This is a genomic window from Saccharothrix coeruleofusca, from assembly GCF_017876325.1.
In the GTDB taxonomy this organism is placed as follows: Bacteria; Actinomycetota; Actinomycetes; order Mycobacteriales; family Pseudonocardiaceae; genus Actinosynnema; species Actinosynnema coeruleofuscum.
Genome location: NZ_JAGINV010000001.1, coordinates 5,165,274 through 5,183,966, shown reverse-complemented (window position 1 = coordinate 5,183,966; position 18,693 = coordinate 5,165,274). Strand labels below are relative to the sequence as shown.

The following is an 18,693-nucleotide window of genomic DNA, read 5'->3' as shown; positions in this document are numbered from 1 at the left end:
TGAATGCTCGATCTCGCCAGGCTGCGCGCCCTGCACGCGGTCGCCACGCACGGGTCGGTCGGCGCCGCCGCCACCGCGCTGGGCTACACGCCGTCCGCGATCTCCCAGCAGATCGCCAAGCTGGAGCGGGAGACCGGCGCGACGCTGCTGGAGCGGCGCGGGCGCGGGGTCGTGCTCACCGACGCGGCGCACCTGCTGGCGAGCACCGCGGGCCAGGTGCTGGCGCTGGTGGAGCGGGCCGAGGTGGCGCTGGAGGAGCAGCGCGGCGAGGCGGTCGGCGAGCTGCGCGTCGGCGCCTTCGCCACCGCCGCCAGGGGCCTGCTGCCCGCCGTGCTGGTGCGGCTGGCCGCCGACCACCCGGCGCTGGACCTCCGGCTGGTGGAGCTCGACCCGCCGGACGGGCTGGGCGCGGTGGCCAGGGGTGAGCTGGACGTGGCCGTCACGCACGACTGGGTCAACGCGCCGCTGGCGGTGCCCGAGCAGGTGTCGCGGACGCGGCTGGGGGAGGACGTCGCCGACGTGCTGCTGCCGGTGGCGCACCCGCTGGCGGACCGGGCCTCGCTGGTGCCCGAGGACCTGGCCGGGGAGCGCTGGATCTGCCAGCCGGAGGGCACCATCTGCCACGACTGGCTGGTCAACACCTTCCGCGGCGCGGGTCACGAGCCGGACCTGGCCTACCGCGTGCTGGAGTACCAGACGCAGCTGGCGCTGCTGGCCCGCGGCGTGGGCGTGGCGCTGCTGCCCCGGCTGGGGCGCGGCGCGCTGCCGCCCGGCGTGCGGGCGGTGCCGTTCCTGCCCACGCCCACCCGCCGGGTGTTCGCCGTCTGGCGCACGCAGGCGGCGCGCAGGCCCGCGGTGTCGGCCACCGTCGCGGCGCTGCGCTCCTGCTGGGACGAGCGCGAGACCGCCTGAGGTCCGCCGGACCGCGAACACCCGGCGGGGTCAGTCGCGGTGCCGCTCCAGCAGCTCCTCCAGGAAACCGCTCGCCTCGATCGCGGCGCGCGCCGGGTCGCGGTCGCGGACCGCTTCGAGCAGCCCGGTGTGCGAGACCTGGTCGTCGTCGTGCTCGGTGCGCACGGTCGCGGTGATGCTGGCCCGCACCGCCTCGGTCAGGCCCTGGTACAGCTCGGCCAGCAGCGCGTTGTGCGAGCACTGCACGAGCAGGGCGTGGAAGGCCGCGTCCCGCTCCACCAGCCGCTCCCAGTCCTTGGCCGCCAGCGCGGCGTCCCGTTCCGCCAGCAGCGCCTCCAGCTTGAGCAGCTCCTCGTCGGTGCGGTTGGTCGCGGCCAGCCTGGCACCCTCGACCTCCAGCGTGCGGCGCACCTGGAGCACGTCCCGCAGTTCGCTCCCGCACAGCCTGCGCACCGCGCCCGACAGCTCGCTGGTCGCGCGCACGAACGTGCCGTCGCCCTGGCGCACCTCCAGCAGGCCCGCGTGCGAGAGGGCGCGCACCGCCTCCCGCACGGTGTTGCGGCCGACCCCCAGGGCGGTGACCAGCTCCGGTTCCGGCGGGATGCGCTGGCCGACCGGCCATTCACCGCTGGCGATCGCGCCTCTCATCTGGTCGATCACCTGGTCGACGAGCCCTGCCCGTCGAGTAGTGGCCAACGGCACAACGCCATCCTTTCATCCGAACATCCTATGTCTGCGACAGTAGTCCTGTGACGATCCAGCACACCCAGCCAGACCGGACACCTGTGACCGTCCAGACTGCCACTGATCGCGGTCCCGGTGCGACGGTCCGGGCGGATCCGGCGGCACCCGCTGGACAACCGCCCGCGCGCAACCGCCAAGTGGCCCTGGTGGGCACCACCCTGTTGGCCATCGGCGTTGCGCTGGCCGCCGCCAACCTCAGGCCCGCGGTCACCAGCATGGCCTCCGTGCTGGGCGACGTGCGCGCCTCGCTGGGCGTGTCCACGACGTGGGCCAGCCTGCTGACCGCCATCCCGACGGTGTGCTTCGGCCTCGCCGCGTTCGCCGCGCCCCTGCTCGGCCGCAAGCTGGGCACGGCCAGGGCGGTGGGTGCCTCGCTGGCGGTGCTGACCGCCGGCCTCGTGCTGCGCGTGCTGGACGGCCCGTGGGTGGTGCTGGGCGGCACGTTCATCGCGTGCGCGGGCATCGCGGTGTCGAACGTGCTGATCCCCGTGGTCGTGAAGGACTCCTTCCCGAACAAGGTCGGTCCGGTCACCGGCGTCTACACCGCGGCGCTCGCCGCGGGCGCGGCGGCGGGCGCGGCGCTGACCCCGTCGCTGGAGTCGTTCCTGGGCTCGTGGCGCGGCGCGGTGGGCGCGTGGGCGCTGCTGTCGCTGGCGGCACTGCTGGTCTGGACGGCGGGCGCGCGTCACGGCGTCGCCGCCACCTCCGCCGCGCCCCGGCCGCAAGCGCCCCGGCGCTCGCTGTTCCGCACGCCGCTGGCGTGGGTCGTCACCGTCTTCTTCGGCCTGCAGTCGCTGCTGGCCTACACGGTCATGGGCTGGCTGCCGGAGATCATGGGCGACGCGGGGGTGGACCGCTCGACGGCGGGCCTGCTGCTGGCGATCACCATGGTGCTGGGCGTCCCGGTCAGCCTGATGGTGCCGCCGCTGGCCACCCGGCGGGCGGGCCAGTCCGCCCTGGTGGTGGTGCTGGGCGCGTTCTCCGTGGCGGGCGTGCTCGGGCTGGCGCTGGCCCCGCTGGCGGCCCCCGGCCTGTGGGCGGTGCTGATCGGCGTCGGCATGGGCGGCATGTTCCCGCTGGCCCTGGTGATCATCTCGCTGCGCACGGCCTCCAGCGCGGACACCGCGTCGCTGTCCGGGATGGCGCAGAGCGTCGGCTACCTGATCTCGGCCACCGGCCCGTTCGCGTTCGGCGTGCTGCGCGGCGCCACCGGTACGTGGACGGTGTCGATGCTGGTGCTGACCGCCGTCCTGGTGCTGCTGACCACCCTGGGCGCGCTGGCGGGCCGCCCCCGCACCCTCTGACGCCTGCAAGTACTACCCGACCCGTTCCCATGGGCCGCTAACTACTACCCGCCCCGCCGGGCACGGGTAGTAGTTAGCGGCCCGGCGACGGGGGCCTGGTAGTACTTGCAGACGCGACGAGGCCCCCGGAGCCGTTCCGGGGGCCTCGTGGTGTCTCGGGGGGCAGTCCAGGGGTCAGTCCAGGGGGAGGTTCAGCAGGGCGTTCTCCAGGACCTCCGGCATGGCCGGGTGGATCCAGTACTGGCCGCGGGCCATCGAGCGCGCGTCCAGGCCGAAGCTCATGGCCTGGATGACCGGCTGGATCACCGTGGGGGCCTGCGGGCCGATGATGTGCGCCCCGAGGATCTGCCCGGTGGCCGGGTCGGCCAGCACCTTGGCGAAGCCGGTGTTGTCCTCCATCGCCCACCCGTAGGCGATGGACGCGTACGCCTGCTCGGCGGTCACGAAGCGGACCCCGCGCGCGGTGGCCTCCTGCTCGGTCAGGCCCACCGAGGCGATCTGCGGCGAGGAGAACACCGCCGACGGCACGAACCGGTGGTCCGCGGCGATCGGCGCGTCCGGGTTGAGCAGGTTGTGCTGCACCACGCGCGCCTCGTGGTTGGCCACGTGCTTGAGCTGGTAGTCGGTGCTGATGTCGCCCAGCGCGTAGATGCCCTCGACCGAGGTGCGCTGGAACTCGTCGACCACCACGCGCCCGTCGGGGTGCGTCTCGACGCCGGTCGCGGGCAGGTCCAGCAGGTCCGAGTTCGGCTTGCGGCCCACGGCCACCAGCAGCTCCTCCGACTCCACGACCTCGGCGCCGTCCGGCCCCTCCAGGTGCAGCCGCACCACCCTGCCGACCCGCTCGGCGCGCACCGCCTTGCGGCTCAGCCGCACGTCCCACTTGCCCGACGCGAGCTGGGTGAAGCGGGAGGCGATGGCGTGGTCCTCGTGGCGCAGCAGCAGGTCCGACCGCGCGATCACGGTCACCTGGACGCCGAAGGAGGAGAACACGTGCGCGAACTCGGCGGCCACGAAACCGCTGCCGAGGATGGTCATCCGGGGCGGCAGCGCGTCCAGCCGCATCACCGTGTCGCTGGTGTGGTAGCCGACCGACTCCAGGTCGACCACGTCGGGCACGACCGGCCTGCCGCCCGCGGCGAGCACGAACCGGTCGGCGGTGATCACCTCGCCGGTGCCGGTGTCCAGCGTCTTGGGGCCGACGAACCTCGCGGTGCCCTGGTAGAAGGTGACGTTGGCGTTGCGCTCGGCGCGCCAGCGGCGCCCGTTCTCGGCGATCGGGTCGATGCGGCCGAAGATGCGGTCGCGGACGTCGGTCCAGCGCACGCCGTCCAAGTGGGCGTCGACGCCCAGCCGCGCGGCGGCGGCGGGCGTGCCCGCGACGTCCGCGGTGTGCACGAACATCTTCGTGGGGATGCACCCGACGTTCAGGCAGGTCCCACCGACCGCGCCTTTCTCGACGATCGCGATGTCCCAGCTCGCGAACCGCTTGTTGGCGATCGAGTTGCCGGAACCGGTGCCGATGATGACCAGGTCGAAGTGCCTCACACCGTGCTCCAACTCGCGGCGCGAGGCACTTGTTCCCGGCTCAGTGGGCGTAGGTGGGGACGATGATCGCGCGCGCCAGCGTGTGGAAGGCCAGGTTGAAGCTGACCACCGCGGGCGAGGAGTCCGGCGTCACGTCCAGCTTCTCCACGTCCACGGCGTGGACCACGAAGTAGTACCGGTGCACCTGGTCGCCCTTGGGCGGCGCGGCGCCGCCGAAAGCCGCCGTGCCGTAGTCGCTGCGCACGTGGAAGGCGTCGCCGGGCAGCGTGTCGTCGCTCGCGCCCGCGCCGGTCTCCAGCGAGGTCACCGAGGCCGGGATGTTCACCGCGACCCAGTGCCAGAAGCCAGAGGGGGTCGGCGCGTCCGGGTCGAAGCAGGTCACCACGAAGCTCTTGGTCCCCTCGGGGAACCCGGTCCAGCTCAGCTGCGGCGAGGTGTTGCCGCCCTCGAACACCTGCGCCTGCGGCAGGGGCTCGCCGTCCTGGACGTCGGTGGAGCTCACCCGGAACGAGGGCACCGCCGGGAGCAGCGAGTAGGGGTCCGGGGCCACCGGGCGTTCGAGGCTCATCAAGTCCTCCACGAGTGATCTTGGCTGACCCGGCCGACCCTATCGCCGGGCCCCGACCGGCGCAGCTCACCGGCGGGGCAACCCGCGCGCCGGTGGCGCGTCCTTGCAGTGGCAGAGGCCAGGGGGAGCGGGGAACCCGTCCTCGCCGGGGTGGCCTCGGGGGATACCGTGAACAACCGAGTGAAACGCGCTGTGTCGCTCGCGCTCGCCTGCGTCGCGGCGGCAGTCCTGCTCCCGGCCGCCTCGGCAGGCGGCGCGACGCCCCAGGTGCCGCTGCTCACCGACATCCGCGTCGGCAGGCAAGCCTCCTTCGACCGGGTCGTGCTCGACCTCGACGGACGCCGCCCGGAGTTCTTCATCCGCTCCGTGGACCAGCTCTTCTACGACGGGTCCGGCCTGCCGGTGGTCATCGACGGCAACCACTTCCTGCAAGTCACGTCCACCCCCGCCGCGGCGCACGACGACAGCGGCAACCCCAGCTACCACGGCCCGCACCAGTTCACCACGCCCTCGCTGGCCAACGTCCAGGCCGTGGCGATCACCGGTGACTTCGAGGGGCACCTGACCGTGGGGCTGGGGATGCGCGACGACTCGTGGCACCGGGTGCTGGTGCTGGACAACCCGACCCGCGTCGTGATCGACGTGGGCCACAACTGAGAGACGGCGGGGCGGGGGCTCCGCGCGGAGCCCCCGCCCCGGTCCGATCAGGCCGCGGCGGTGGCCGCGGCGGCGGGCTCCAGCGCCAGCTCCAGCACCTCGCGCACGTCACCCACCAGGTGCACGGTCAGCGCCTCGCGCACCGACTCCGGCACCTCGTCCAGGTCCGGCTCGTTGCGCCGCGGCAGCAGCACCGTGGTGATGCCCGCGCGGTGCGCGGCGAGCAGCTTCTGCTTCACCCCGCCGATCGGCAGCACCCGCCCGGTCAGCGACACCTCGCCGGTCATCGCCACGTCCGAGCGCACCGGGCGGCCGGACAGCAGCGACGCCAGCGCGGTCGTCATGGTCACGCCCGCCGACGGGCCGTCCTTGGGCACCGCGCCCGCGGGCACGTGGATGTGCACGCCCCGCTCGGCCAGCTCCGCCGCCCCGCTGTCGTGCGAGCGCAGGTAGGACAGGGCGATCTGGGCGGACTCCTTCATCACCTCGCCGAGCTGCCCGGTCAGCGTGACCCCGGACGCGCCGGTGCCGCGCTCGGCCAGCGACGCCTCGACGAACAGCACGTCGCCGCCCGCGCCGGTGACCGCCAGGCCCGTGGCCACGCCGGGCACCGCGGTCCGCTCGGCCGACTCCGGGGTGAACTTGGGCGAGCCCAGGTAGCCCCGCAGGTCGGCCACGTCGACCGAGACCGGCAGCCGCGCCTGCTCCAGCGCGACCTTGGCGGTGATCTTGCGCAGCACCCGCGCCAGCGACCGCTCCAGCTGCCGCACGCCCGCCTCGCGGGTGTACTCGCCCGCCAGCTTGCGCAGCGCGCCCTCGGTGACCGAGACGTCCTCGGGCGTCAGGCCCGCCCGCTCGACCTGCCGGGGCAGCAGGTGGTCGCGCGCGATGGTGACCTTCTCGTCCTCGGTGTAGCCGTCCAGCCGCACCAGCTCCATGCGGTCCAGCAGCGGCGCCGGGATGGCCTCCAGCACGTTGGCGGTGGCCAGGAACACCACGTCGGACAGGTCGAGCTCGACCTCCAGGTAGTGGTCCCGGAAGGTGTGGTTCTGCGCCGGGTCCAGCACCTCCAGCAGCGCCGCGGTCGGGTCGCCCCGGTAGTCCGCGCCCACCTTGTCGATCTCGTCCAGCAGCACCACCGGGTTCATCGAGCCCGCCTCGGAGATGGCCCGCACGATCCGGCCGGGCAGCGCGCCGACGTAGGTGCGCCGGTGGCCGCGGATCTCGGCCTCGTCCCGCACGCCGCCCAGCGCGACCCGGACGAACTCGCGGCCCATCGCCCGCGCCACCGACTCGCCCAGCGAGGTCTTGCCCACGCCGGGCGGGCCGACCAGCGCCAGCACCGCGCCGCTGCGCCGCCCGCCGACCACGCCCATGCCGCGGTCCGCGCGCCTGCGCCGCACCGCCAGGTACTCGGTGATGCGCTCCTTCACGTCGTCCAGGCCCGCGTGGTCGGCGTCCAGCACCGCCCGCGCGCCCGCGATGTCGTAGGAGTCCTCCGTGCGCTTGTTCCACGGCATCTCCAGCACCGTGTCCAGCCACGTGCGGATCCAGCCGACCTCGGGGGACTGCTCGGCGGTGCGCTCCAGCTTGTCCACCTCGGCCAGCGCGGCCGCGCGGACGTGCTCGGGCAGGTCCGCGCCCTCGACGCGGGCCCGGTAGTCCTGCTCCTCGGTGGCGGGCCTGCCGTCCAGCTCGGCCAGCTCCTTGCGGATGGCGGCGAGCTGCTGGCGCAGCAGGAACTCCCGCTGCTGGCGCTCCACGCCCTCCTTGACGTCCTTGCGGATGGTCTCCGCCACGTCCAGCTCGGTCAGGTGCTCGCGGCCCCACTCCAGCAGCTTCTCCAGCCGCTGGGCCACGTCGCTGGTCTCCAGCAGCCACACCTTCTGCTCGTCGGTCAGGTACGAGGCGTACCCGGCCAGGTCGGCCAGCGCGGAGGGCTCGTCGACCTGCTGCACCGAGTCGACCACCTGCCACGCGCCGCGCTGCTGGAGGATCGTGGTGACCAGGCCGCGGTACTCGCGCGCCAGCTCGCGGGTGCGCTCGTCCGGCGCGCTCTCGTCGGCGACCGTCGCCTCCACCCACAGCGCCGCGCCGGGCCCGGTGGTGCCGGTGCCGATGCGCACCCGGCTCTCGCCGCGCACGACCGCGGCGCGCTCACCGCCGGAGAGCCTGCCGACCTGCTCGATCACGGCCAGCGTGCCCACCTTGGCGTACTTGCCGTCCAGCCGCGGCACCAGCAGCACCCTGGCCTTCGCGCCGTCGGAGGCCGCCGCGCTCGCGGCCTCGACGGCGGCGCGCGCCTCGGCGCGGGCGTCCGACCCGGTCAGCCGGATCGGCACGACCATGCCGGGCAGCACGACCACGTCGTCCAGCGGCAGCAGCGGCAGCGCCAACGTCTCGCCCATCAGCTTCCTCCAAAGTTGAGTCCGTCAGGCTCAACCAGGTTGAGCGGGGCTTTGTTTCCGCGCGCTGTTCGCCCTGAGCGAGCGACAGGGGTTGTGCCCGCGCGGCCGGACCGGAACGATCGGCCCGTGGAACAGGCGAGTTGGGTGCCGGCGTCGGTCGACCTGGACCGCCCCAGCGCGGCCCGGATGTACGACTACTACCTGGGCGGCTCGCACAACTTCGCGGTCGACCGCGAGGCGGCCAAGGCCGTGGAGAAGATCTTCCCCGGCATGGCGGGCGCGGCGCGGGCGAACCGCTCGTTCCTGCGGCGCGCGGTGCGCTACCTGGTGGCGCGGGGCGTCGACCAGTTCCTCGACCTGGGCTCGGGCATCCCGACCGTGGGCAACGTGCACGAGATCGCCGACCAGGCCCGCGTGGTCTACGTGGATGTCGAGCCGGTGGCCGTGGCGCACAGCACGGCCCTGCTGCGGGACAACCCGAGGGTCACCGCCATCCAGGGCGATCTTCGTGATCCCGAAGGCGTGCTCGGGCACGAGCGCGTGCGCGAGTGGCTGGACTTCGACCGCCCCATCGGCCTGCTCATGGTCGCGGTGCTGCACTTCGTCCCGGACTCCGACGGCCCGCACGAAGCGGTGGCCCGGTACGTGCGGGCCCTGCCCGGCGGCAGCTACCTCGCCATCTCCCACGGCACCCTCGACGGCGTCGCCCCCGAGCACGTCGTCGAGGGGCGCCAGGTGCAGGACATCTACCAGCGCAGCGACAGCCAGCTGGTGCTGCGCCCGCACGCCGAGGTCGCGGCCTTCTTCGCGGGCCTGGACGTGGTCGAGCCGGGGGTCGTCGCGCTGTCGCAGTGGCACCCGGACTCCGAGGACGACTTCATCAGCGCCTACGCCGGGGTCGGCCGCAAGGCGTGACTTGTGCGCGCACCCCCCAGGGGGGCACGATCGCGCCGTTCTCGACCACACGAGGAGAGCCGCGATGGAGCAGGCGAGCTGGGTTCCCGCGTCGGTTGACGTGGACCGGCCGAGCACGGCCCGGATGTACGACTACTACCTGGGCGGCTCGCACAACTTCGCGGTCGACCGCGAGGCGGCCAAGGCCGTGGAGAAGATCTACCCCGGCATGGCCGGCGCGGCGCGGGCGAACCGCTCGTTCCTGCGGCGCGCGGTGCGCTACCTGCTGGCGCAGGGGATCGACCAGTTCCTCGACCTGGGCTCGGGCATCCCGACCGTGGGCAACGTGCACGAGATCGCCGACCAGGCCCGCGTGGTCTACGTGGATGTCGAGCCGGTGGCCGTGGCGCACAGCACGGCCCTGCTGCAGGGCAACCCGCGCGCCCTGGCGGTGCAGGCCGACCTGCGCGACCCGGCGTCGGTGCTGGAGCACCCGCAGGTCCGCGAGCTGCTCGACTTCGAGCGGCCGATCGGCGTGCTGATGGTGGCGGTGCTGCACTTCGTGCAGGACGCCGACGACCCGGCGGGCGCGGTCGCGCGCTACCGCGAGGCCCTGGCGCCCGGCAGCTACCTGGTGATCTCGCACGGCAGCCTGGAGGGCGTGCAGGTGGAGGGGCACGCGGACACCGCGCGCGTCCAGGACGTCTACAAGCGCACCGACAGCCCGCTGGTGCTGCGCTCCCGCGCGGAGGTCGTCCCGTTCTTCGACGGCTGGGACCTGGTCGAGCCCGGCGTGGTCATGCTCCCCGAGTGGCACCCCGACGGCGACGACGGCTACATCAGCGCCCTCGTGGGCGTCGGCCGCAAGCCCTGACACCGCCACCCCGGTCGCGCATCACTCGGGCGGGGTCAGCCGCAGGTCCGGGTCGACGGGCGGAGCGCCGTCGAAGGGGCCCGCCACGACGTTGCCCAGCGCGTCGAGGGTCAGCGCGATGTCGGCGGCGTGCGGGTCGGCGCCGGAGGGCGGCGAGGCGAACCACCCGTGCAGGTCGGGCGGGATGGGGTAGTTCGCCGCCAGCTCCCGGTACAGCTGCCCGCGCTGCGCGGCCTGCGCCGCCAGCTCCTGGTACTCGCGCATGGCCATGCGCATCCTGATCCACCGGTACCGGTCGGTCCGCGTGCCGCCGTCCGAGGTGAAGCGGGTGCGCAGCAGCACCCCCGCGGTCCGCCCCCGCTCGGCCAGCGCCCGGATCGTCTCGGGCCGCATGAACAGGTTGGTGCCGCCCTCGTCCCCGCGCAGCCGCACGTGCGCGATCCGCCCCCGGTACCCCGGCAGCGCCGACTGCATGGTGTCCCGCCACCCCAGCATGGTGTCCAGGATCGCCGTGACGAACCCCCGCACCCCGTCGACGCCGCGCCACGGCGCGCCCTCGGTCGACGCGTCCTGCTCGGGCAGCCACACCTCCGGCGCGCCGGGGCCGGGGTAGCCCTGCAGGCTCAAGCCGAACGTGGGCCAGCGCGGTAGCAGGCTGTCGAAGAAGTGGATGGGGAAGTTGCTGGTGATGCCGCCGTCGGAGAACCAGTGCACCCGCGGCTCCGGCTCGGTCCGGCATAGCGGCACCGCCGCGATCAGGCCGGGCAGCGGCATGCTCATCCGCACCGCCAGCGCCACCGGCAGGTCGCGCGGCAGCGCCCGCAGGGGCTCCTCGGGGTGCAGCGGGCACCGGTGTTCACCGGGCTCCTGCCCCAGCTGCGCCACGACTCGTTGCGGCACAACGTTTCCCAGGCACCGCGCGCAGTACGACCACGAGTCCGCGGTGTCGTTGAACGGCAACCGGTAAGGACGTCCCTCCGACAGGTCCGTGGTCATCAGCACCAGGTTGGTGTTCAGGTCGCTGAACCGCAGCCCCGCCACGCCGGAGAGGTCGTCGAGCCGCTCGGCGATCCAGTCGCTCAGCGGCGGCACGCCGGTCGAGGCGGGCACGCCGCACCGCCGGTCCCAGAAACCCGGCCGGAACCGCCCGGTGCCGGGTACCAGTCCGAAGTGGAGGGACCGGGCCTCCCGCGCCAGGAAGCGCCGCGCGCCCAGCCCGTAGGTCAGGGCGACCGCGCTGACGAACGCGAACCCCAGCACCAGCCACCACACCACGGCCGTCGCCGCCGACGCCAGGCTTTCCGCCGTCCACCGCGTCCTGATCGCCACCGGCACCAGGGGCGACGCCAGCAGCACCGCCGTCCCCAGTCGCCGCAGCACCGCGTCCCGACCCCTGGGCAGGACGTTGGCCAGCACCCACGGCACGACCACGGCCACCGCCACGACCACCGCGACGAGCACCCAGCGCGGCGTGCCGCGCCAGTCGACCGCGCCCGCCCACAGCGTCGGCCCGGCCAACCACAGCGCCAGCACCAGGGCCAGCGCCGCCTTGGCGCGCACCCCGATCGCCCCGAGCAGCGCCAGCAGCGTGCACGTCAGCGCACTGCGCCCGGTGGTGTCGCGCCGCTGCATCGACGCCGCCACGATCCGGTACAGCTTGCGGGTCCGGTCGCTGGGCTGGAACAGCTGCGCCAGCCGCCACCGCCCGTCGGCGAACCAGTCGACGACCTCCTCCAGCCGCTGGAACCCGCCGCTGTCGCGCCCCCGCTCCGCCGCCGCGGTGAACGCCGCCCCGATCGCCCCGGCGGAGGCCCCGCCGAGGGAGCGGAACCGGTAGTGCCGCGCGAGTTCCACCACCGCCAACGGGTAGACGACCCCGCTGGTCGTCCCGCCGCGCATGGTGAGGTCGCAGTACTGGTCGAAGTCGTCCGGCATGGCGCCCTCCCACCGACCATGATCGCGCGGATCACCCCGCGCGCGTTAGGCCGATCGGCTGGACCCGGTCGCCCCACGGCAGCGGTCGTCCGACACGGGTCAGTCCAGCCCAACTATCCGCGCGATCTCGGCGGGGGTGCCGGACATGATGGTGCGCACGTGCTCGGTGATCAGGTCGGTCGGCCAGTCCCACCACGCCGCGCGCAGCAGCAGCCGCACGTCCTCGTCGGGGTAGCGCTGCTTCACCGGCCGCGCCGGGTTGCCGCCGACCACGGTGTAGGGCGGCACGTCGGAGGTGACCACGGCTCCGGCGGCGATGATCGCGCCGTCGCCGATGCGCACGCCCGGCATGATCAGGCTGCGGTAGCCGAACCAGACGTCGTTGCCGACCACGGTGTCGCCGCGGGTGGGGGCGTCGACCACGAGGTCGAGGGTCTTGCGCGCCCACTCGCCGCCGAAGATGGTGAAGGGGAAGGTGGACGGGCCGGAGGTCAGGTGGTTGGCGCCCGCCATGATGAACGTCGTCCCGGCGGCCAGCGCGCAGAACTTGCCGATGACCAGCTTCTCCTGGCCGTAGGAGTAGAGGACGTTGCGCGTCTCGAACTCCGTCGCGTGCTCGGGGTCGTCGTAGTAGGTGTACTCGCCCACCTCGATGGTGGGTGAGGTGATCAGCGGCTTGAGCAGCACCACGCGCGGGTGCTCGGGCATCGGGTGGAGCACGGTCGGGTCGGGGGTCAAGGGCACTCCTATCGCAACTTCGGTTGCGTTAGCATGGCGGCTCGGACCGCCTTAACGCAACTGGAGTTGCATTGTGACTGCTCGACCGGGTGGGCGCTCGGCCCGCGTGCGCGCCGCCGTCATCGACGCGACCTTCGCCGAACTGGCCGAGGGCGGCTACCTCCGGCTCACCGTGGAGAACGTCGCCACCCGCGCGGGCGTCCACAAGACGACGGTCTACCGGCGCTGGGGCACCGTCGACGAGCTGATCGCCGACGCCCTGGAGCACTCGCGCGACGCGGACTGGCCGGTGCCGGACACCGGTTCGGTCGAGGGTGACCTGATCGCGGTGGCCGACGACGTGGCGCGGACCTTCGCCGACCCGGCGCGCCGCACCGCGCCCGTCGCCGTGGTGGCCGCCGCGCTGCAGTCCAGCCGCGCCCGCGAGGCGATGGCCCGCTTCTACGCCGACCGCCACCGGCGCGCGGCCGAGGTGGTGAGCAGGGCCGTCGCGCGGGGGGAACTCCCGGCGACCACGGACGCGGTCGAGCTGATCCGGCTGACCTGCGCCCCGCTGTTCTACCGGGTCTTCGTCACCGGCGAGCCGGTCGACCGGGAGGTGGCCGAGCGCAGCGCCCGCGCGGCGCTGGCCGCCGCGCGGGCCGGGCTGCTCTGAGGCTCACCCCGCGCTGAGCACCAGCACCCCGGTATCGGTGTCGCCGCCGGGGCGCAGCAGCGTGAACGTCCGGGGCAGGCCGTCCACGGTCGCCTTCGCCGAGCGGAACTCGCGCACCTCGCGGCAGCCCCACCACGGCGCCAGGTCCGGCCGCTCGGCGGTCAGCCGCCGCAGCAGCCCGCGCACCCGCGGGTCGTCCGGGGCCCGGTCGGCGTGCGCGCGGAACTGGCGGAAGACCTGGCGCGCCAGCGGTTCCCAGTCCGGCACCCGCGCCCGCCACGCCGGATCGGTCAGCGCCAGCACCAGGTTGCCGCCGGGCAGGCCCACCCCGGCGAACCCGGCGTTGGCCGCCACCACGTCGAAGCACCGGTCCAGCACGGCCGCCGCGGGCAGCCCCGCCAGCAGGCCGGTCGGGTCGTCGGGGGCGGGGGCGGCCTCCGAGGGGCGCAGCCCCGCCAGCGCCAGCACGTGCCGGTGCGCGTCGCCGTCGAGCCGCAGCGCCCGCGCGACCGCGTCGAGCACCTGCCGGGAGGTCTCCACCCGGCCCTGCTCCAGCCACGTGTACCAGGCCAGCCCCACACCGGACAGCGCAGCGACCTCCTCGCGCCGCAGCCCCGGCGTGCGCCGCCGCCGCGACCCCGCTGCCAGGCCCACCTCGGCCGGGTCCAGCAGCTCCCGGTGCGCCCGCAGGAACCGCCCCAACTCCTGCCTGGTCGACATGCCGCCGAGCCTATTACCGCCACTCACAGCACGAACGCCTGTCTCGTCCCGTGGGCCGCGCCGGGACAGGCTCGGGGCATGACCTTGTGGCGCACCGATCCGGATTCCTCCCACCGCACCGAACCCCGCGTCTACATCCGCGCCTACGTCCCGCCGGGCGGGATGGAGGACGCGATCGCCTTCTACGAGCGGCTGCTGGGCACGCCGGTGGACCTGCGCGCGCCCTACCCGGAAAAGGGGCTGTCGATCGCCACCGTGGGCGCGTTCCTGCTGATCGAGGGCGACGAGGAGACGGTGGAGCCGTTCCGCGCCACGCACGGCACGCTGCTCGTGGACGACGTGACCGGCTACCACGACCGGCTGGTGGCGGCGGGCGCGGAGATCACCGACCCGCCGGTCGAGGTGCCCACCGGGGTGGGCTTCACCGCCCGGCACCCCGACGGCACGGTGGTGGAGTACGTCCACCACCGCCCGAAACCGGGAGAGGGCCGGTAGCGGTGTCGCCCGTCGGGTAGTGGAGAACGGCCCCGGAGGGCGGGTCGGGTGGTACTCGGGGGTGTCAGGTGTCGAGGAAGCGGTCCACTTCGGCCAGTGCGCGCTCGCGCACCGACTGGGCGGACAGGAACAGGTCGTGCAGCCCGCCGTCGACCCGGACCACGGTCACGTCGCGGCCGATCTTGGGCGCCCACCGCTGCATGTGCGCCACGTCCAGCACCGTGTCGGCGGTCATCGCCTCCGGGGTCCACCGCTTGGCGCGCAGGTGGCTGCGGCCCGACCGCAGCACCAGCACCGGCACCCGCACGTCCAGCCCGCGGTGCAGCCGCGCGTGGCCGCGCCGCACCGCGCGCAGCCACCCGGCGGTCACCGGGAACGCCTCGATCGGCTTCCACGCCGTGTCGAAGTCCCACTCGCCGTGGTGGTCGCGGTGGATGCTCTGGCCGTACACCGGGCCGAGGCCGGGCCGGATGACCAGCTTCGGCGCGACCCGGCCCAGCGCGCGGATCGCCGCCGTGCCCAGCGTGCGCAGCAGCCACGGCTCGGCCAGCTCCAGCCACGGGCTGTTGAGCACCAGAGCGTCCAGCACGCCGTCGGCGCGCCGCTCGTGCGCCCACAGGCTGGTGGTCAGCCCGCCGGTGGAGTGGCCCATCACCACCAGCCGCCGGTGGCCGTCCTCCTCGCGGACCACCCGCACCGCGGCGTCGATCTCCTCGAAGTGGTCGGCCAGGTCGACCACGAAGTTGGCCACCTCGCCGGGCTTGAGCGAGCGGCCGTACGCGCGCAGGTCCACCGCGTAGAAGTCGTAGCCGCGCGCGGCGAAGTGGTCGGCCACGTGCCGCTGGAAGAAGTAGTCGGCGAACCCGTGGACGTACAGCACCGCCCCGCGGTCCGCGCGCGGCGCGCGTCTGCGCACCAGGGTCGCGGCCAGGTCGCCGCCGAGGGGCAGGGTGCGGGTCTGGTAGTCGTCGCCGAGCACGTCCGGGGTCACGGCGGCAAGTGTGCACGTCGGTTCCCCCGTTCCGGGAGAGCAACCCGCCGGGGAGTGGCAGGCTGGAGCGGCTGCTGCTGGAGACGGCTGCGGCGCTGGACGTGGACCCGGTGCCGGAGGTGTTCGTCAAGCGGGACCCGACGCCCAACGCCTCCACCCTGGGCATCGACAAGCCCTTCATCGTGCTCACCACCGGGCTGGTGGAGCTGCTCGACGAGGACGGCCTGCGGTTCGTGATCGGCCACGAGATGGGGCACGTGCTGTCCGGGCACGCGCTGCACCAGACGATCCTGCAGCGGCTGATGCAGCTGCAGCACGGCCTGGGCTGGATGCCCGCAGGCTACTGGGCGATCCGCGCGGTGATCGCGGCGCTGTGCGAGTGGTACCGCAAGACCGAGCTGTCCTGCGACCGCGCGGGGCTGCTGTGTGGGCAGGACCCGGCCGCCGCGCTGCGGGCGCACGTGGCGATGGCGGGCGGGATGGACCTGAGCCAGGTCGACACCGCCGAGTTCCTGCGCCAGGCCAAGGAGTACGAGCAGGTCGAGGACGTCCGCGACAGCGTGCTCAAGCTGGTCCGGACCTGGCCGCTGACGCACCCGATGGCCGTGGTGCGGGCCGCCGAGCTGCAGCGCTGGGCGGCGGGGGAGGAGTACCGGGCCGTGCTGACCGGCGACTACCCGCGCCGCGAGGACGACCGGCCGACCAGCGCGTTCACCGAGGACATCAAGTCGGCGGCGCGCTCCTACAAGGAGTCCGCCGCGCAGTCGGAGGACCCGCTGATGAAGGTGTTCAACGAGCTGGGCGACGTGCTGGCGGGGGCCGCCGGGCGGGTCAGGGACAGGGTCGGGGGTGCACGCTAGGCTGAATGGCCTAGCACTCTGCGTCATTCTGACTAATCTCCTCGTAGCAGCGTGCTGATCGAGGAGGAGTTATGCGCCTAGTCGCGCTCGTGTTGGTGCTGTTCGCCCTGGGCGGGGGGACCGCCGCGGCGGACGACCCCCGGATCGTCGGGGGGCAGCGGGTGTCGATCGGGGACCACCCCTGGGTGGTCTACCTGGCCGATCCCAGCGGGTACCAGTTCTGCGGCGGGACGATCGTGGCGCCGAGGAAGGTGCTCACCGCCGGGCACTGCGCGGCGGGGCTGACCGCCCGCGCCACGCGGGTGGTCGCCGGTCGCGAGGACAAGCAGAGCAGGCGGGGCGTCGTGGTGGCGGTGACCGACATCTGGGTGCACCCGCGCTACATCACCGCCGACCGCGGCGACGACCTGGCCGTGCTCACCCTGGCCGAGGCGCTGCCGTACCAGCCGCTGCCGCTGGCCGACCGCGACTACCCGGCGGGCACCAGGGCCACCATCCTGGGCTGGGGCCGCACCGGCGAGCAGGGCGCCCCGTCGCGGTACCTGCTCGGCGCGAGCGTGCCGCTGGTGTCCGACGAGAACTGCGCCAAGGCGTACCCGCAGTACGACGAGAGGTCGATGGTGTGCGCGGGCTACGAGCGGGGCGGGGTCGACACCTGCCAGGGCGACTCGGGCGGTCCGCTGGTGGTCGGGGGCGCGCTGGTGGGCGTGACGTCGTGGGGCGAGGGCTGCGCCCGTGCGGGCAAGCCGGGCGTGTACACCCTCGTGCGGGCGTACCTGGGCGAGCTCGCCGAGCAGATCGGGGCGCGGTCCCCGGCGCTGCGGTAGGACGGGGTGGAGGTGGGGGTGCCCTCTGGCGGGCACCCCACCGGTCAGACGACCAGGCCCACCGACATGGTCAGGAACACCGCCGCGCACACCGCGTCCAGCGCGGTGGTCACGCCCGGCTTGCGCAGCCTGCGGCCCAGGGTGGCCGCGGCCAGCACGATCGCCAGCTCCCACAGCGCGGCGAGCGCGAGGAACACCAGCGCCAGCGCGGCCAGCTGGGCCGACGGGTCGCCGGTGCCGATGAACTGCGGCAGGAACGCCAGGCTGAACAGCAGCATCTTCGGGTTGGTGATGTTGGTCAGGAACCCGCGCCGGAACGGCCGGTCGGCGACCACCTCCTCGGCGTGGTCCACCGCGCCGCGCCGCTGCACCAGGTCGCGCGCGATGGTGGCGGCGAGGTAGAGCAGGTAGGCCGCGCCGATCCAGCGCAGCGCGGCGAGCACCAGCGGGTAGCGCGCGAGCACCACGCCCAGGCCCGCGATCACCAGGCCGACCTGGGTCGCCGCGGCGGTGTGGATGCCCGCCAGCGCCAGCAGGCCCGCGCGCGTCCCCGAGCGCATCGAGGTGCGCAGCAGCAGGAAGGCGTCCACGCCGGGGGTGAGCACGACCACGGCGCACGCGATCAGGAACGCCGGGAACTGGCTGTAATCCAAGTGCATCGACAACCTCCCTCATGATCCGGACAGATCGGGGTGATCTGTGCCATATGCCGATAAATCTTCGGCGGCACGCCACTCTAACAGGAGAATCTCCTGATTTGATCCGGTGGTGCCTCGCCGCTACGGTGGGTGACCGGTCGTCCACCTGTCGTAGAGAGGTGCGCCATGCGCCGCAGTGCCCTCCTGCTGGCCGTCCTCGCGCTCGTGGCCTCCTCCGCGCCCGCGCGGGCGGTCGTCGGCGGGGAGGAGACGCCCGCGCCGCCGTGGGTCGTGGCGCTCCAGGACACCGGGGGGCGGCTGTTCTGCGGCGGCGCGCTGGTCGCCCCGGACCGGGTGGTCACCGCCGCGCACTGCGTGGTGGAGCGCTCCCTGCTCGGTCCGCGCGACCGCGCCCCGGAGTCGATCACCGCCGTGGTGGGCCGCACCGACCTGCGCGGTCGCGAGGGCGAGCAGGTGGGCGTGGTGGGCGTCTGGCGGCACCCGGAGTTCCGCGACGTGACCGGCGGCGACGACCTGGCGGTGCTCACCCTGGAACGCGGGCTGCCGCACCCGGTGGCGGTCGGCCGCGCGCGGGCCGGGGACGTGGCCACCGTGCTCGGCTGGGGGCGCACCGGCGAGTGGGCGGCCCCGTCGCCCCGGCTGCGGCGGGCCGACGTGCCGGTCCGCGCGGACGCCGAGTGCGCCGCGGCCGTCCCCGGTTACCGGGCCGACGCGATGCTGTGCGCGGGCCACCCGGAAGGGGGCCGGGACGCCTGCGAGGGCGACTCCGGCGGACCGCTGGTGGTCGGCGGCGCGCTGGTCGGGGTGGTCTCCTACGGGTTCGGCTGCGCCCGGCCCGGCCAACCCGGCGTCTACACCAGGCTCAGCCACTTCGGCGGGCGGTTCTGAAGCGGGCGGTTCTGAA

The 18,693-nt window shown here is 74.0% G+C and carries 19 protein-coding genes; 10 read left to right on the top strand and 9 right to left on the bottom strand.

What is annotated here, in order from left to right; genetic code table 11:
• The first annotated feature begins 3 nt into the window (after positions 1-3).
• Complete coding sequence (locus tag JOF41_RS23220; protein ID WP_189222914.1) at positions 4-912, top strand: LysR family transcriptional regulator; 909 nt, start codon at positions 4-6, stop codon at positions 910-912.
• Positions 913-942: 30 nt separating this feature from the next.
• On the opposite strand, the gene JOF41_RS23215 is transcribed toward JOF41_RS23220, so the two are convergent.
• Positions 943-1,614, bottom strand: a complete 672-nt coding sequence (locus JOF41_RS23215; RefSeq protein WP_189222915.1) for a FadR/GntR family transcriptional regulator — start codon at positions 1,612-1,614, stop codon at positions 943-945.
• 188 nt (positions 1,615-1,802) lie between these two features.
• Here JOF41_RS23215 and JOF41_RS23210 point away from each other — a divergent pair, with 188 nt between their 5' ends.
• Complete coding sequence (locus JOF41_RS23210; RefSeq protein WP_229795362.1) at positions 1,803-2,960, top strand: MFS transporter; 1,158 nt, start codon at positions 1,803-1,805, stop codon at positions 2,958-2,960.
• Between the two features lie 174 nt (positions 2,961-3,134).
• Here JOF41_RS23210 and JOF41_RS23205 read toward each other — a convergent pair whose 3' ends face one another.
• Positions 3,135-4,508 (bottom strand): mycothione reductase, encoded by a 1,374-nt coding sequence (locus JOF41_RS23205; RefSeq protein WP_209621940.1) that lies wholly within the window; start codon positions 4,506-4,508, stop codon positions 3,135-3,137.
• A 40-nt stretch (positions 4,509-4,548) separates the two neighbouring features.
• Entirely contained in the window at positions 4,549-5,076 is a 528-nt protein-coding gene (locus JOF41_RS23200) for a YbhB/YbcL family Raf kinase inhibitor-like protein (RefSeq protein ID WP_189222918.1), read from the bottom strand.
• 180 nt (positions 5,077-5,256) lie between these two features.
• Between JOF41_RS23200 and JOF41_RS23195 the strand changes: the two genes are divergently transcribed.
• Entirely contained in the window at positions 5,257-5,733 is a 477-nt protein-coding gene (locus JOF41_RS23195; RefSeq protein WP_229795364.1) for an AMIN-like domain-containing (lipo)protein, read from the top strand.
• 47 nt (positions 5,734-5,780) lie between these two features.
• Here the strand turns inward: JOF41_RS23195 and lon are convergent, their stop codons facing one another.
• Complete coding sequence (lon, locus tag JOF41_RS23190; RefSeq protein WP_209621937.1) at positions 5,781-8,141, bottom strand: endopeptidase La; 2,361 nt, start codon at positions 8,139-8,141, stop codon at positions 5,781-5,783.
• A 126-nt stretch (positions 8,142-8,267) separates the two neighbouring features.
• Between lon and JOF41_RS23185 the strand changes: the two genes are divergently transcribed.
• Both JOF41_RS23185 and JOF41_RS23180 read left to right on the top strand, forming a co-directional pair.
• Positions 8,268-9,056, top strand: coding sequence for an SAM-dependent methyltransferase (locus JOF41_RS23185; RefSeq protein ID WP_209621934.1), 789 nt, complete (start codon positions 8,268-8,270; stop codon positions 9,054-9,056).
• A gap of 64 nt (positions 9,057-9,120) precedes the next feature.
• Entirely contained in the window at positions 9,121-9,909 is a 789-nt protein-coding gene (locus JOF41_RS23180) for an SAM-dependent methyltransferase (RefSeq protein WP_209621932.1), read from the top strand.
• Positions 9,910-9,930: 21 nt separating this feature from the next.
• Here the strand turns inward: JOF41_RS23180 and JOF41_RS23175 are convergent, their stop codons facing one another.
• Positions 9,931-11,844, bottom strand: a complete 1,914-nt coding sequence (locus tag JOF41_RS23175; protein ID WP_209621929.1) for a patatin-like phospholipase domain-containing protein — start codon at positions 11,842-11,844, stop codon at positions 9,931-9,933.
• Positions 11,845-11,943: 99 nt separating this feature from the next.
• Entirely contained in the window at positions 11,944-12,552 is a 609-nt protein-coding gene (locus JOF41_RS23170) for a CatB-related O-acetyltransferase (protein WP_244991875.1), read from the bottom strand.
• 103 nt (positions 12,553-12,655) lie between these two features.
• Between JOF41_RS23170 and JOF41_RS23165 the strand changes: the two genes are divergently transcribed.
• Entirely contained in the window at positions 12,656-13,237 is a 582-nt protein-coding gene (locus tag JOF41_RS23165) for a TetR/AcrR family transcriptional regulator (protein WP_189222922.1), read from the top strand.
• Positions 13,238-13,240: 3 nt separating this feature from the next.
• Here JOF41_RS23165 and JOF41_RS23160 read toward each other — a convergent pair whose 3' ends face one another.
• Positions 13,241-13,957: a helix-turn-helix domain-containing protein gene (locus JOF41_RS23160; RefSeq protein WP_209621923.1), complete on the bottom strand. Its 717-nt coding sequence runs from the start codon at positions 13,955-13,957 to the stop codon at positions 13,241-13,243.
• 78 nt (positions 13,958-14,035) lie between these two features.
• Here JOF41_RS23160 and JOF41_RS23155 point away from each other — a divergent pair, with 78 nt between their 5' ends.
• Entirely contained in the window at positions 14,036-14,452 is a 417-nt protein-coding gene (locus JOF41_RS23155; RefSeq protein WP_209621906.1) for a VOC family protein, read from the top strand.
• A gap of 64 nt (positions 14,453-14,516) precedes the next feature.
• Here the strand turns inward: JOF41_RS23155 and JOF41_RS23150 are convergent, their stop codons facing one another.
• On the bottom strand, positions 14,517-15,443 hold the full coding sequence (locus tag JOF41_RS23150) for an alpha/beta hydrolase (RefSeq protein WP_189222925.1): 927 nt from the start codon (positions 15,441-15,443) through the stop codon (positions 14,517-14,519).
• 8 nt (positions 15,444-15,451) lie between these two features.
• On the opposite strand from JOF41_RS23150, the gene JOF41_RS23145 reads away from it, so the two are divergent.
• The gene (locus JOF41_RS23145; protein WP_307867508.1) at positions 15,452-16,303 is read left to right on the top strand and encodes a M48 family metallopeptidase; all 852 of its coding nucleotides are present in this window, start codon (positions 15,452-15,454) and stop codon (positions 16,301-16,303) included.
• A 71-nt stretch (positions 16,304-16,374) separates the two neighbouring features.
• The gene (locus JOF41_RS23140; RefSeq protein ID WP_189222926.1) at positions 16,375-17,130 is read left to right on the top strand and encodes a S1 family peptidase; all 756 of its coding nucleotides are present in this window, start codon (positions 16,375-16,377) and stop codon (positions 17,128-17,130) included.
• 44 nt (positions 17,131-17,174) lie between these two features.
• Here the strand turns inward: JOF41_RS23140 and JOF41_RS23135 are convergent, their stop codons facing one another.
• A complete protein-coding gene (locus JOF41_RS23135; RefSeq protein ID WP_209621903.1) occupies positions 17,175-17,789 on the bottom strand; it encodes a LysE family translocator in 615 nt (204 codons plus the stop codon).
• A 165-nt stretch (positions 17,790-17,954) separates the two neighbouring features.
• Between JOF41_RS23135 and JOF41_RS23130 the strand changes: the two genes are divergently transcribed.
• Positions 17,955-18,677, top strand: a complete 723-nt coding sequence (locus tag JOF41_RS23130) for a S1 family peptidase (protein WP_209621900.1) — start codon at positions 17,955-17,957, stop codon at positions 18,675-18,677.
• Positions 18,678-18,693 lie beyond the last annotated feature (16 nt).